Origin of the sequence: Flavobacterium psychraquaticum (genome assembly GCF_034497725.1) — a bacterium.
Lineage (GTDB): Bacteria > Bacteroidota > Bacteroidia > Flavobacteriales > Flavobacteriaceae > Flavobacterium > Flavobacterium psychraquaticum.
In genome coordinates this window covers 60,140-74,302 of the sequence record NZ_JAXKVR010000020.1, presented here as the reverse complement: position 1 = coordinate 74,302, position 14,163 = coordinate 60,140, and the positions used below count along the sequence as shown (strand labels likewise).

Annotated in this window: 9 protein-coding genes and 1 pseudogene; 3 read left to right on the top strand and 7 right to left on the bottom strand. The window is 33.4% G+C overall.

What is annotated here, in order from left to right; genetic code table 11:
• Positions 1 to 3,286: pseudogene (locus T1L09_RS01590) on the bottom strand (hypothetical protein); the annotation flags it as partial.
• A 935-nt stretch (positions 3,287 to 4,221) separates the two neighbouring features.
• Here T1L09_RS01590 and T1L09_RS01585 point away from each other — a divergent pair.
• Complete coding sequence (locus tag T1L09_RS01585) at positions 4,222 to 4,572, top strand: hypothetical protein (protein ID WP_322549189.1); 351 nt, start codon at positions 4,222 to 4,224, stop codon at positions 4,570 to 4,572.
• A 600-nt stretch (positions 4,573 to 5,172) separates the two neighbouring features.
• Here T1L09_RS01585 and T1L09_RS13800 read toward each other — a convergent pair.
• Both T1L09_RS13800 and T1L09_RS01580 read right to left on the bottom strand, forming a co-directional pair.
• Entirely contained in the window at positions 5,173 to 5,346 is a 174-nt protein-coding gene (locus tag T1L09_RS13800) for a LuxR C-terminal-related transcriptional regulator (RefSeq protein ID WP_422718370.1), read from the bottom strand.
• A 268-nt stretch (positions 5,347 to 5,614) separates the two neighbouring features.
• On the bottom strand, positions 5,615 to 5,740 hold the full coding sequence (locus T1L09_RS01580; protein ID WP_322549188.1) for a hypothetical protein: 126 nt from the start codon (positions 5,738 to 5,740) through the stop codon (positions 5,615 to 5,617).
• An 88-nt stretch (positions 5,741 to 5,828) separates the two neighbouring features.
• On the opposite strand from T1L09_RS01580, the gene T1L09_RS01575 reads away from it, so the two are divergent.
• Positions 5,829 to 7,424 carry a peptide chain release factor 3 gene (locus tag T1L09_RS01575; RefSeq protein WP_322549187.1) on the top strand — a complete coding sequence of 532 codons (1,596 nt, stop codon included), beginning with the start codon at positions 5,829 to 5,831 and terminating at the stop codon, positions 7,422 to 7,424.
• 241 nt (positions 7,425 to 7,665) lie between these two features.
• Here T1L09_RS01575 and T1L09_RS01570 read toward each other — a convergent pair whose 3' ends face one another.
• Complete coding sequence (locus T1L09_RS01570; RefSeq protein ID WP_322549186.1) at positions 7,666 to 8,547, bottom strand: bifunctional 5,10-methylenetetrahydrofolate dehydrogenase/5,10-methenyltetrahydrofolate cyclohydrolase; 882 nt, start codon at positions 8,545 to 8,547, stop codon at positions 7,666 to 7,668.
• A gap of 111 nt (positions 8,548 to 8,658) precedes the next feature.
• Positions 8,659 to 9,987 carry a signal recognition particle protein gene (gene ffh, locus T1L09_RS01565; RefSeq protein ID WP_322549185.1) on the bottom strand — a complete coding sequence of 443 codons (1,329 nt, stop codon included), beginning with the start codon at positions 9,985 to 9,987 and terminating at the stop codon, positions 8,659 to 8,661.
• 217 nt (positions 9,988 to 10,204) lie between these two features.
• Between ffh and T1L09_RS01560 the strand changes: the two genes are divergently transcribed.
• Complete coding sequence (locus T1L09_RS01560; protein WP_322549184.1) at positions 10,205 to 10,507, top strand: heavy metal-binding domain-containing protein; 303 nt, start codon at positions 10,205 to 10,207, stop codon at positions 10,505 to 10,507.
• A gap of 90 nt (positions 10,508 to 10,597) precedes the next feature.
• On the opposite strand, the gene T1L09_RS01555 is transcribed toward T1L09_RS01560, so the two are convergent.
• Positions 10,598 to 10,786, bottom strand: coding sequence for a YgaP family membrane protein (locus T1L09_RS01555; RefSeq protein WP_322549183.1), 189 nt, complete (start codon positions 10,784 to 10,786; stop codon positions 10,598 to 10,600).
• An 82-nt stretch (positions 10,787 to 10,868) separates the two neighbouring features.
• Complete coding sequence (locus T1L09_RS01550) at positions 10,869 to 14,096, bottom strand: efflux RND transporter permease subunit (RefSeq protein ID WP_322549182.1); 3,228 nt, start codon at positions 14,094 to 14,096, stop codon at positions 10,869 to 10,871.
• Positions 14,097 to 14,163: the final 67 nt, after the last annotated feature.

Genomic DNA, 14,163 nt, shown 5'->3' with positions numbered 1-14,163 from the left:
TAATATTCCCTGGGTTAATTGTCCAGTAGTTTCCTGCTGGTAAACCACTTAATACAACACTTCCTGTTGCTACTGCACAAGTTGGTTGGGTGATTGTTCCTACTGTTGGAGCTGCTGGAGTTGCGGGTTGTGTGTTGATTACAACGTTTGCCGAAGCAGTTGAAATACATCCCACAGAATTCGTAACTGTATAAGTGTAAGTTCCTGCTGCTAATCCTGAGATAATTGCAGTTGCAGTACTTCCTGTAATGTTTCCTGGATTAATGGTCCAGTTTCCTGATGGTAAGCCTGTTAATACAACACTTCCTGTTGCTACTGCACAAGTTGGTTGGGTGATTGTTCCTACTGTTGGAGCTGCTGGAGTTGCGGGTTGTGCGTTGATTACAACGTTTGCAGAAGCAGTTGAAATACATCCCACAGAATTCGTAACGGTATAAGTGTAAGTTCCTGCTGTTAAGCCTGAAATAGTTGTAGATGTCGTACTTCCTGTAATATTCCCTGGGTTAATTGTCCAGTTTCCTGATGGTAAACCTGTTAATACAACACTTCCTGTTGCTACTGCGCAAGTTGGTTGTGTGATTGTTCCTACTGTTGGAGCTGCTGGAGTTGCGGGTTGCGTGTTGATTACAACGTTTGCCGAAGCAGTTGAAATACATCCCACAGAATTCGTAACTGTATAAGTGTAAGTTCCTGCTGCTAATCCTGAGATAATTGCAGTTGCAGTACTTCCTGTAATGTTTCCTGGGTTAATTGTCCAGTTTCCTGATGGTAAACCTGTTAATACAACACTTCCTGTTGCCACTGCACAAGTTGGTTGGGTGATTGTTCCTACTGTTGGAGCTGCTGGAGTTGCGGGTTGTGTGTTGATTACAACGTTTGCAGAAGCAGTTGAAATACATCCCACAGAATTCGTAACTGTATAAGTGTAAGTTCCTGCTGTTAATCCTGAGATTGTAGTAGATGTCGTACTTCCTGTAATATTTCCTGGATTAATGGTCCAGTTTCCTGATGGTAAGCCTGTTAATACAACACTTCCTGTTGCTACTGCGCAGGTTGGTTGAGTAATGGTTCCAACTGTTGAAGCTGCTGGTGTTGCTGGTTGTACGTTGATTACAACATTTGCTGAAACTGAATTACAAGCTCCAAAAGCAGCCGTAACAGTATAAGTCCCTGCCGGTGCTGTAACAACACCTGCCCCTGAAATACTAACTCCAGTTGATGGACTTACAGTATAGGTAAAAGCTGAATTATAATTTGTTATTGCAAAACTTCCTGTAGCAGTTACACAAGTTGGCTGAGTAACAACACCAGCTATAGGCTTTGGAGCACAAGGAACAGGTGTAACAGATGAAGTGTTATTTAAAACATTTGTATCAGGCTGATTAGAAGATGTTATCTGAGCAGTATTTGTATAAGTTCCAGTATTTAAAACCGTTGCAGTTATTGTTAATGAAACTGTTTGGCCATTTGCAAGGCCACCAATAGACCATAAACCTGTTACTGCATTAAATGTTGTTCCTGTTGGCACAACTGCTGAAACGAAAGTGTAACCTGAAGGTAGCAAATCAGAAACCGAAACCCCTGTAGCATTACTTGGACCATTGTTTGTAGCTGCAATAGTAAAAATAACATTTGAGCCTAGTGTTGGTGACAGATTATTAACCGTTTTAGTAACAGCTACATCTCCACAAAGCGTTACTTGAACTGGTGCCGATTGAAATGGAACACTACAAGTTAAGGTTGAGGATACTGTGTAAGAACCTGAAACTGAAGTAGTATATGTATTAGAAGTAGCTCCAGCAATAGGATTCCCGTTTAAATACCATTGGTAAGGCGCAAAACCTGGTGAAGTACTGAGCGTAGAACTTTGTGTTAAACATTCAGGCCCAGCTATGTAAGTTAAACTTGGTGCTGCAGGAATTTCGGTATAACTAGAAAAAACTGCTGACATTGAAAAACCTCCACCTTGTTGTATAATAACTACATTCATCTTTGTAGTACTAGCTAAAGATATAATAGTAGGATTGCTTAATTCAGTATTATTAAAATCAATTAAATACCATCCTGTTGTTCCTAATTGTCTTCTGGCACCCGCAATAGTTTCAATATTTGACCCGTTAAAATTAACTAATGTTGTTGCATCTTTAATTAAGATATAACCAGTATAAGGTAGATTACCATTGGTGTAATTTGTAAATTTATAAGTTTCCACAAAAGTAGATCCACCACAAGCAGAAACTGGCGCTAGTGTAGCTACATCTACTTCACAGCCATCCGCTGAACCAGAATAGGCAATGATATTCTTAGTAGCTACAATTCTTGAAGCTGAAAGTGCTATAGAACCATCGCCATTTTGTAGGGTATAGAAATCCCCAGCATTAATAAGAGTTTGTGTAGAAGTAGATACTTGAGCACCAGTAACACTAAAATTAGTTACTGTCACAACTGTATTTGGAAGTGTTGCCACTACAGTTGTTTGCTCCGCAGTACTATTACCTTGTCCCCTAACTAAAAAATATTCACTCCCTAAAACTGCATTAGGCGCAATTTGATCTAAAGTACCATCACCACAACCTGCTGGAGTGTCAATTTTAGCACCTGTGTTCATAACTACCGGTAAGTTAGTAGTAACTAATGATCCTAAGGGTGCCTCAAATAAATAACTCTGACCCGCATTCAATGTAATAGTCGCAACATTATTTATTGCAACAGAGGTATTATTGTCAATTGCCAAAATGGAATATATCGGACGTCTAAAATTAAGCCCTCCAAAATTTCCTAAATCATCACCTCTATAATAACCAATACGGAAATTTGTTCCTTTTCCAGCGTCTCCAAAACTAGTTAAGGAGGCGTTTCCCTTTATATTATTTGCATCAGCTCCACCTGATAATTGATCAGAAGCCACATTTCTAACATTTACTGAAACAGGAGTTGCAGCTGTTATGATTAACCCAGCTCCATTAATTACTGTATTAGTTGCGAGATAAGGTAAGCTCGTTGGTGCTCCAACAAATCTATAAACAGCCGGCGTTCCTTTAATTGTATTTAAGGTAGTTATTACCGTACCATTACTTCTAGCAATTGAAACACTTACACTGGTTGTTGAGTTTGTTGCAATAACAATTTCATTAGCATTTGTAAAATATTGCCAAGGTGCAGGAGCAATATAGTGCTTAGTGTAAAATTGTGCACTAGCATTGTTTATAAAAAACAACATCGTTACTAATAAAAATAAACTTTTTATTGTAAAAAAATCATTGCGTGATAAACTGTTTTTTTTCATACTTTTATTAAGTAAAATTGATTGAAAAGCGACAAAATGTTTTCTATGAATAAATATTCATAAAATAAAGTGTCTAAGTAAGATTTATAGCTTAAGTTTTAGTGTGCTGATTTCAGTAAAAAATTTTATTTTTTACTGAAAAGTTTTTAAAAGGAAAAATAAAATAATTAAGAAATATTTTATTTCGATACAAATTGATTTCGTTAAAAAACAAGTTTTGGGGCTCGTTGTTTTTCATAAATTTGGGGTATAGAATGTTATCATTTATTAGTATACGTAATTGTACATTATTTAGATTTTTATTTTTTTAATTATTTAAAAATCAAAGTAGGTTTGTACAAATTTTATACTTTTTATTTATGTGTGTTTTTAACAATAAAACATAAAATTTTAATTCGCTTTTTTTTTGCGATACAAATATATAAAAAGAAGTTACGAATCCAATTAAAAACTGTAAAATAATTGATTTTTAACGATTAAATGCAGATTAAATCGTTAAAATGCAATCCTATTTTGTCTAAATTTTGAAATTAACGCTATAATTAATAAAATTAATTATAATTATATTAGTTTTTTTGAATTAAAACTTCTACAAAAAACAAGATTAATCTCACTAAAATCGTTTAAAGTGTTTTGAAAAGTAATAAAAATTAACAAGAATTGACTTCATTTTAAAAAATAAAATAAGATACTGAATTTCAGTTTATTGCTAATAATTTAAAAATTTATAACTTCCTACTAACAAAAAAGCATCAAATTAAATTGATGCTTTTTTGTTAAACTATTTAGCGTTAAGATCGCCTTGATTATAAACTAACTTCGTCTGTTCGCTTGATGTTCTTCCTCCGTACAATTTGATATATTAATTGGTTCACATCCAGAAACATTCACCAATTTAGATTCGCCATATCCTTCCTGTTGATAGGTTTGCTCCAATGCCGTTTTTATTTAATCATGAGATACCCCCAAAGAAAATTCGTAAAATCACACCATCAAATAAATTATACGTTAGTGAAGTTGAATTAGATCGTAAAACAAATTATTTCAAAGACAAAATTCACATTAGTAGAGATGTAGACAGAGTTAAATTTAAAAGAGATTATGCATTTCTAGGGAATCCTGATAATATATTCTTTGAAGTAACATTAGACGTAACTGATGAGAACAAATGGATAAGTCTTACTAATGAAAACGAAATAAGTTTTACAAATTTATCGCCAGGAGTTCACACTTTGTATATTAGAAAAATTAAACCCTTCACTTCCGAATACGAAATAAAAAAATAGTTATCCCAATCCCTTTTTTCTTTTATGAGAAAATAGCGTTCAAAGTTTTAATGGGAATTTTATTAATAACAATACTATTCTTTGCTTTAAAATTAAGAATTTGACACATCCGAAAGAAAAACATAGCATTAGAAAAGATGGTTAAATATAGTACTGCTGATCTTTTAAATCTGTAACTTAAAAAAACAACTTAAATCAAGAAATTCAACAACATAAAAAACTGATAGGAACCATTAGTCATGACATTAAAAGTCCTTAAAAAAACGGATTGAAACCAATTTATTTAAACAAAATGTTTTTGGTATTATTATTCACAATCTTATAGATAACGCCATTAAAAACACAAGAAATGGGACGAAAAAAATTGAAATAAATACGATAAAAACAAAATACATATTAATATTGAATACAATAGAGCCGGTATTTCAAAAGAAATTAGAACCTATCATATGAATCTTCAAAAGAAATACGAAACAGATAAGTTAGCACTCAAAAATTACGGACTTGGGGTTCATATGGTTTTAGAATTTTACGTTTATTTAAAGAAAAAATGAAAATTTACTCTGAGGAAGGAACAGGTACAAAAGTTACTTAAATTTTTTATTTCTCAAAAACTCTGTTTTTATACGTACTAACAGTTGACATTTGGATGTCCAAAAAATTTGATATTTCAAGATTACCTTCACCTTTAACTAATAACTTCGCAATTTCTAATTCTCTCTTTTGATAATTTATCAAAAGGATTAACTGGTTCGTTATTAAGGTGTTTATCATTAAGTTTATTGACTATCGCTGCCGTTAAATATTTACCCGTATTCATGATTGACCTTACGACTTCAACAATTTTAACTTCACCACTCCGTTTATTTAAATAACCATCAGCTCCCGCGTGAATGTACCGAAGCTGATAAGATTCTTCTTAGTAGGAAGAAAAAATTAGTATTTTAACGTTTATTAAAATTGCTTTCATTTCGGCCATCATAGCAGTACTTTTTCCACCTGGAATGTTACTATTTAAAATAAATCATATTTATTTAACCAATTAAATTGCTCCTAAATAATCATTAGCATAACAAATTGCTAAATTGTCTATTTCATTATTTACAATAATAGAAACAACAGCTTTAACAACAAAGTGATCGTCAACTTGTAAGATTTTGTAATTCATTTGTATTTTTTTAAATGGTTAAAATAATAAATTAATCTTAGAATAGAATGTTATATATAAATAGTATTTTTGCATAAAATTAGTACACATGAGTTTTATTGAAGAAATAGCTAGAAGAAGAACCTTTGGAATTATTGCGCATCCCGATGCCGGAAAAACAACACTTACTGAAAAACTGCTACTTTTTGGTGGTGCTATTCAAGAAGCAGGTGCGGTTAAAAGTAATAAAATCAAAAAAGGAGCAACATCCGATTTTATGGAAATCGAACGTCAGCGTGGTATTTCTGTTGCTACTTCAGTTTTAGCATTCATCTATAAAGACAAGAAAATCAATATCTTAGACACTCCTGGACATAAAGATTTTGCTGAAGATACTTTTAGAACATTAACTGCAGTTGATAGTGTTATTGTTGTAGTCGATGTGGCAAAAGGAGTTGAAGAACAAACTGAAAAATTAGTTGAAGTTTGTAGAATGCGTCAAATTCCGATGATTGTTTTCATTAATAAGTTGGATCGTGAAGGAAAAGACGCCTTTGATTTGATGGATGAAGTGGAGAAAAAACTAAAACTTCGCGTAACGCCTTTGAGCTTTCCAATAGGAATGGGATACGATTTCAAAGGAATTTATAACATTTGGGAAAAGAATATCAACTTATTTGAAGGTGATAGTAGAAAAAATATTGAAGAAACCATAGCTATTTCCGATCTTGATAGTCCAGAATTAGATAAAATTATAGGTGCTAAACCTGCAAATACATTAAGAGAAGAATTAGAATTAATACATGAAGTGTATCCAGACTTTAATAAAGAGGAGTATTTAGCGGGTAATTTACAGCCTGTATTCTTTGGTTCTGCGTTAAATAATTTTGGTGTAAGAGAACTTTTAGATTGTTTTGTTGACATTGCACCAACACCTAGAGCAAAAGAATCAGACACAAGATTGGTACAGCCCGATGAAGAGAAACTAAGTGGTTTTGTGTTTAAAATCCACGCTAATATGGATCCAAAACACAGAGATAGAATTGCTTTCGTGAAGGTTGTTTCTGGAACTTTTGAAAGAAATAAACCTTATTTACATGTTAGATTGGGGAAAAATTTGAAATTTTCGAGTCCGAATGCGTTTTTTGCAGAGAAAAAAGAGATTGTAGATATATCCTATCCTGGAGATATTGTAGGTTTACACGATACCGGAAATTTTAAAATTGGAGATACATTAACCGAAGGAGAATTAATGAATTTCAAAGGAATTCCAAGTTTTTCACCAGAGCATTTTAGATACATTAACAACGCAGATCCATTAAAAGCTAAGCAATTAGAAAAAGGGATTGACCAATTAATGGATGAAGGTGTTGCACAGTTGTTCACCTTAGAAATGAATGGAAGAAAAGTAATTGGAACCGTTGGAGCGCTTCAATACGAAGTTATTCAATACCGTTTAGAACATGAATATGGTGCAAAATGTACGTACGAAAACTTCCCTGCTTTTAAAGCTTGTTGGGTTAAACCTAAAGATCCAAAAAACACGGAGTTTGCCGAATTTAAACGTGTAAAACAGAAATTTTTAGGGCATGACAAATACGGACAATTAGTATTTCTAGCAGATAGTGATTTTTCAATTCAAATGACGCAACAAAAATATCCTTCGGTTGAGTTATTTTTCACATCAGATTATCAGAAGAGATAAACAGTGTTATTTACTTTATAAAATGACATAGAAACTAAAAAAGACCTCAAAATGAGGTCTTTTTTTACGAATATCTATTTTAACGCCATTTTACAGCTGAAAAAGTAAATAGTATAATTTTATATGTCTTTTTAATAAAACTCCCTTAAAGCTAAAATATATAAGTTGTTTTAAATAGTCAAAACTTATAATAAATGAAATTTTTATCATTGAATCTTATAGTTGAATTTCAGCTTTAAGACTACTTATTTCTTTTCTGCTCTCTAGCCAATAATGTGTTTTTTAATAACATTGCAATTGTCATTGGTCCTACTCCACCAGGAACCGGAGTTATGTAGGATGCTTTTTTAGAAACATTTTCAAAATCTACATCACCTACAATTCTATAACCTTTATCGGTAGTTTCATCTTCAACTCTTGTAATACCGACATCAATAATTACCACATCATCTTTTACCATTTCTGCTTTTAAGAAATTTGGAACCCCTAACGCCGAAATAATAATATCTGCTTGCGAAGTAATTTGATTTAAGTTTTTAGTATGACTGTGCGTTACTGTTACCGTTGAATTTCCTGGAAAACCTTTTCTTCCCATTAAAATCCCCATAGGACGCCCTACAATATGACTTCTTCCGATAACAACGGTGTGTTTCCCATCGGTTGGTACATTATAACGTTCTAATAATTCTAAAATTCCGAAAGGCGTTGCAGGAATAAAAGTTGACATATCTAAAGCCATTTTTCCAAAGTTTTCTGGATGAAAACCATCAACATCTTTACTTGGATCTATTGCTTCAATGATTTTTTGTGTATCAATTTGTTTTGGCAACGGCAATTGTACGATAAAACCATCGATATCGTCATTTTCATTCAGTTCTTTGATTTTTTGTAATAATTCTGTTTCAGAAGTGGTACTTGGCATTTTCACTAAAGTAGATTCAAAACCTACGCGCTCGCAAGATTTTACTTTACTTCCTACATAAGTTAAACTAGCGCCATCGTTTCCTACAATAATTGCAGCTAAATGTGGAACTTTTTCTCCTTTTGCTTTCATTTTCGCTACTTCTGCAGCAATCTCATTTTTAATATCTTCCGATACTTTTTTTCCGTCTAATAATTGCATTTGTTGTGTTGTTTGTTGCTTATTCTACTTGTTTATTTTAATAAAAAAATCTAAATATTTTATGATTTAATACTATAAAAAAGACGCGATAAATCGCGTCTCTACGGTAAACTATTTCATGCCTTGCATCATTTGCATCATCTTTTTGCCGCCGCCGCCCTGCATCATTTTCATCATCTTGCTCATTTGCTCAAACTGCTTCATCAATTGATTGACTTGCTCAATTTTTACACCAGAACCTTTTGCAATTCTATTTTTTCTTTTCATATCAATCAAAGCTGGCTTGCTTCTTTCCTCTTTTGTCATCGACTGAATAATTGCTTCAACGTGTTTGAAAGCGTCATCCTCAATTTCTATATCTTTTAACGCTTTTCCAGCACCAGGAATCATTCCGACTAAGTCTTTCATGTTACCCATTTTTTTAATCTGCTGAATTTGAGATAAGAAATCGTCAAAACCGAATTCGTTTTTAGCAATTTTCTTCTGTAATTTTCTTGCTTCTTCTTCGTCGTATTGCTCTTGAGCTCTTTCAACTAAAGAAACAACGTCTCCCATTCCTAAAATACGATCGGCCATACGAGCAGGATAGAAAACATCAATTGCTTCCATTTTTTCTCCCGTACCAATGAATTTAATCGGTTTGTTTACAACTGATTTAATAGAAATAGCAGCTCCTCCACGAGTATCACCATCTAATTTGGTTAAGATAACTCCGTCAAAGTTTAATCTATCGTTGAATGCTTTTGCCGTATTCACAGCATCTTGTCCAGTCATTGCATCTACAACAAACAAGGTTTCTTGCGGTTGTATTGCTTTGTGAACATCAGCAATTTCTTTCATCATTTGTTCGTCAACAGCCAAACGACCAGCCGTATCGACAATCACTACATTGAAACCATTTGCTTTTGCGTGCTTGATAGCATTTTGAGCAATTTCAACTGGATTTTTATTTTCGGGTTCAGAATAAACCTCAACACCAATTTGTCCACCCACAACAATTAACTGATTAATTGCTGCCGGACGATAAATATCACAAGCTACTAATAAAGGTTTTTTACCTTTTTTAGTTTTAAGGAAATTAGCTAATTTACCTGAAAAGGTAGTTTTACCAGAACCTTGCAAACCCGACATTAAAATAACAGAAGGAGTTCCAGATAAATTAATACCTGCTACATCGCCACCCATTAATTCGGTCAACTCGTCTTTAACGATTTTAATCATTAATTGGCCCGGCTGTAACGTAGTTAATACATTTTCACCAATAGCTTTTTCCTTGACTCTTGTGGTAAAATCTTTAGCTATTTTAAAATTCACGTCGGCATCTAATAATGCTCTACGAACTTCTTTTAGCGTATCCGCAACGTTAACATCAGTAATTTTACCGTGCCCTTTTAAGATATGAAACGCTTTATCTAACTTATCGCTTAAATTATCAAACATAATGCTTTGTGGTTTTAATAAGTTACAAAGATAAGATAAAGTTATAAAGTTGCAAAGGTGAATTTTGCATTTAAAAATAAAAATAAATCAGAAAATTCCCGTTTTTCAACTATAAAATAAGCCTCAAATTATAAATTCCAAAGAAATAAATTCAAATTGTAACAAAAGCATACTATTTTGGTCTAATACTTAAAACCAAACTAGTAACATTTAAGATATGATTTTAACCACAACAAATTCTATAGAAGGTTATAGAATTGCCGAATATAATGGCATTGTTTCAGGAACCGCAGTGAACATTCAAAAAATGGAATGGACATTTAGTATGCAGAAATATTATGCCGGAATGAGCGAAGGTATTTCAGAAATTAAAGACCAAGCTTTTCAACAACTTGAAGCAAATGCTGCTAAACTAAATGCGAATGCTATTGTAGGTATTAGTGTAGATATTGAACTTACTACAACTAATTACATAACAGTTACTGCAACTGGAACCGCTGTTAGTATTATAAAAAAATAAAATTTAACGCCAAAAAAACCAAGCATTACAAATATAAAAAACGCCATTTATTAATTTAAATGGCGTTTTTTATACGCTACATTTTTCAAACTAGTCTTTTATCTTAAATAGTTTTCTTAAAATATCTTCCATTAAACACCAATTTGTGAAGGACGATTGCAACAAGTTAGCTCCTACAAATAATGTAAACCAATAAAAATTTGGATTTACATACATTCCCAATAGTACACTTAAAATAATGAATATTCCGGCTATTCTTTTGATTAATTTATTGATCATTTTGTTTTGTTTTTAAAATTTACGCTTTTTTATAGAGCCTTTGCCGAAGATTTGAACCTGCGACAAAGGCATTTTAATTGATTTATTCAATTGTATTATTTGTTTCTGAATTCACTTCGTTTTTCGTAAAGTTTTTGCGTTCTACTATGTAGTAAATTAATGGCACAACAATCAAAGTTAATAAGGTTGAAACAATAGCTCCAGCTACTAATGAAATCGCTAATCCTTGGAAAATTGGATCAAATAATATAATCGACGCTCCAATAACTACGGCTCCAGTTGTTAATAAAATTGGAGTTGTTCTAACGGCTCCAGCTTCAATAATCGCTTGTTTTATGGGTGCACCTTCGTTTAATCGGATTTCAATAAAGTCGATTAACAACACGGAGTTCCGGACCATTACTCCCGCTAAGGCAATCATTCCAATGAAAGAAGTTGCAGTAAAGAAAGCGTCTAACAACCAGTGCCCTAATACAATTCCAATTAATGAAAGTGGAATGGCAATCATCATTACTAACGGTGTTTTAAAGTTTTGGAACCATCCTACAATTAACATATAGATGACAATGATTACAACTAAAAACGCTGCTCCTAAATCACGGAATACTTCTAAAGTAATTTGCCATTCTCCATCCCATTTCACGGTAAAATCACTTTCATCTGAAGGTTGATCTAAGTATAATTCGTTGACTTTGTATCCTTTTGGCACTTCAATTTTAGCTAATTTTTCATTCATTCCTAAGATAGCATACACCGGACTTTCTAATGCTCCCGCCATATCGGCCAACACATAAACTACGCGTTTTTGGTCTTTGCGATAAATGGTGTTTTGCAAAGTATCTTTAGTAACTTTCACTAAATCGCTAACGGCAACTACATTTCCATGACTTCCTTTGATTTTTAGATTTTGAATATCTTCAATCGAAGTTTTGTCTTTGTCATCCAATGAAAGTGTAATTCCAACTGGATTATTAGAACGCTCATCATACAAATTAGAAACTGGTATTTCGCGTAATAAATACGTAATATTTCCTACTACTTGTTGCGGTGCAATTCCGTTAAGCATTGCTTTTTCTCTATCAACTTCTAATTTATATTCCACTTGAGGTGCTTCAACCATCCAATCGGCATCCACAACATCAACCGTGTTTTCTAAAATAGTTTTCACTTGATGCGCTACTTTAATTTGCTCTTCATAATTCGGACCATACACCTCAGCAACTAATGTTGATAATACTGGTGGTCCTGGCGGAACCTCAACAATTTTCACATTCGCACCATATTTTTTAGCAATTTTTTGAACTTCTGGACGCACTACTTTCGCAATGTCGTGACTTTGTAATTTTCTATCGTCTTTGTGTAATAAATTCACCTGAATATCGGCCATATTACTTCCACCACGCAAATCGTAATGACGTACCAATCCGTTGAATGTAATTGGTGCCGAAGCTCCTACATAATTCTGATAATCCACCACTTCCGGAACTGTAGAAAGATATTGTGCAATTTCCTTTGTAACGGCTGCGGTTCTTTCTAAAGTCGTTCCTTCTGGCATATCGATAACCACTTGAAATTCGTTTTTATTATCAAATGGTAACATTTTTACTGCAACCGATCTTGTGAAAAACATCAACATCGAACCTATTAATAAAACACCTGTAATGACAAACATTACATTTCGTTTTTTAGAACTATTTAAAAGCGGTTCTTCAATCTTTTTGTAAATTTTATAAATTCTTGAAGTTTCTAAACCCTCCTCTTCTTTATTTTCTTGTTCGTCTTTTTCGTGTAATAAATGATATCCTAAATAAGGCGTTACTGTTAATGCTACGAATAAAGATAAAATCATCGCGATAGAAGCACCAATTGGCATCGGACTCATATAAGGTCCCATCATTCCCGACACGAAAGCCATTGGTAAAATAGCAGCAATAACTGTAAACGTTGCTAAAATCGTTGGGTTTCCTACTTCGTTAATCGCATAAATAGCAGCATCTTTAAACGGTAATCGTTTCATTTTGAAATGGCGATGCATATTTTCAGCAATAATAATACTGTCATCGACGACAATCCCAACTACGAAAACGAGTGCGAAAAGCGTAATTCTATTTAATGTATAACCCAACAAATAATAACTAAATAATGTTAGGGCAAACGTTAATGGAACCGAGAAAAATACTACTAATCCACCTCGCCAGCCCATGGCTAACATCACTAAAATCGTTACAGCAATTATTGCAACTAACAAGTGAAACAACAACTCGCCTACTTTATCCGAAGCAGTTTCGCCATAATTCCGAGAAACTTCAACGTGCACATCAGAGGGAATTAAATTTTTCTTCAAACTTTCAACCTTTTCCAGAATTTTCTCTGAAATTTTCATCGCATCAGCCCCTTTTACTTTCGCAATAGAAATCGTAACTGCTGGATATTCTGATTTGTAATTCGAGAATTTTTCATTTCCTTTTCCATATCCAAAAGACACATAATTCTTAGCCGTTTGTGGTCCGTCCTGAATTTTAGCGACTTGTTTTAAGTAAATCGGCATTTTATTATTTACACCAATAACTAAGTTTTCAACATCTTCAGTAGATGACAAGAATTTGCCTGTTGTAACTAAATATTCGGTATCATTTTGCACAAAAGCTCCAGATTGCGAACTTCCATTATTGGCTTTAATCATTTGCATAATGCTCAATGCATCAACGCCACTTTCAGCCATTTTATCTTTGTCTAAAACTACTTTTAGCTCGCGTGTTCTTCCTCCAATTTCTTTAGTAATGGCAACGTCTTTTACTTTTTCTACTTCTGTAGTAATTTCCTCTGCGATTTGACGCAATTGAAAATCATCATATTTTTCACTCCAAAGCGTTAATCCCAGCATCGGAACATCGTCAATAGAACGTGTTTTTACCATTGGCGGATAAACGCCTTCAGGAAACATATCTTGGTGTTTCATCAATTCATCGTATAATTTCACATACGATTCTTCGCTATTTTCACCTACATAAAACTGTACGATAATCATTGCCTGACCATTCATCGCCATACTGTGCAAATGCTCAACACCTTTGATGTTTGATAGTACTTTTTCAAGCGGTTTTATCACTCTACTTTCTACTTCTGACGGGCTTGCTCCGGGATAACCAATCATTACATCGGCCATTGGAACATTAATTTGCGGTTCTTCTTCTCTTGGGATTAAAAACGAACTGTAGGTACCAATTATCATCAACGCTACCATTAATAGAATGGTTAGTTTTGAGTTCATGAAAAAACTGGCTATTTTACCTGATATACCTTCTTGCATCTTATTTTTGTTTAAAGTTTTTTTAGTTTCAGGTTTTAACTGAACACTGCGACTGAACACTGCTTAC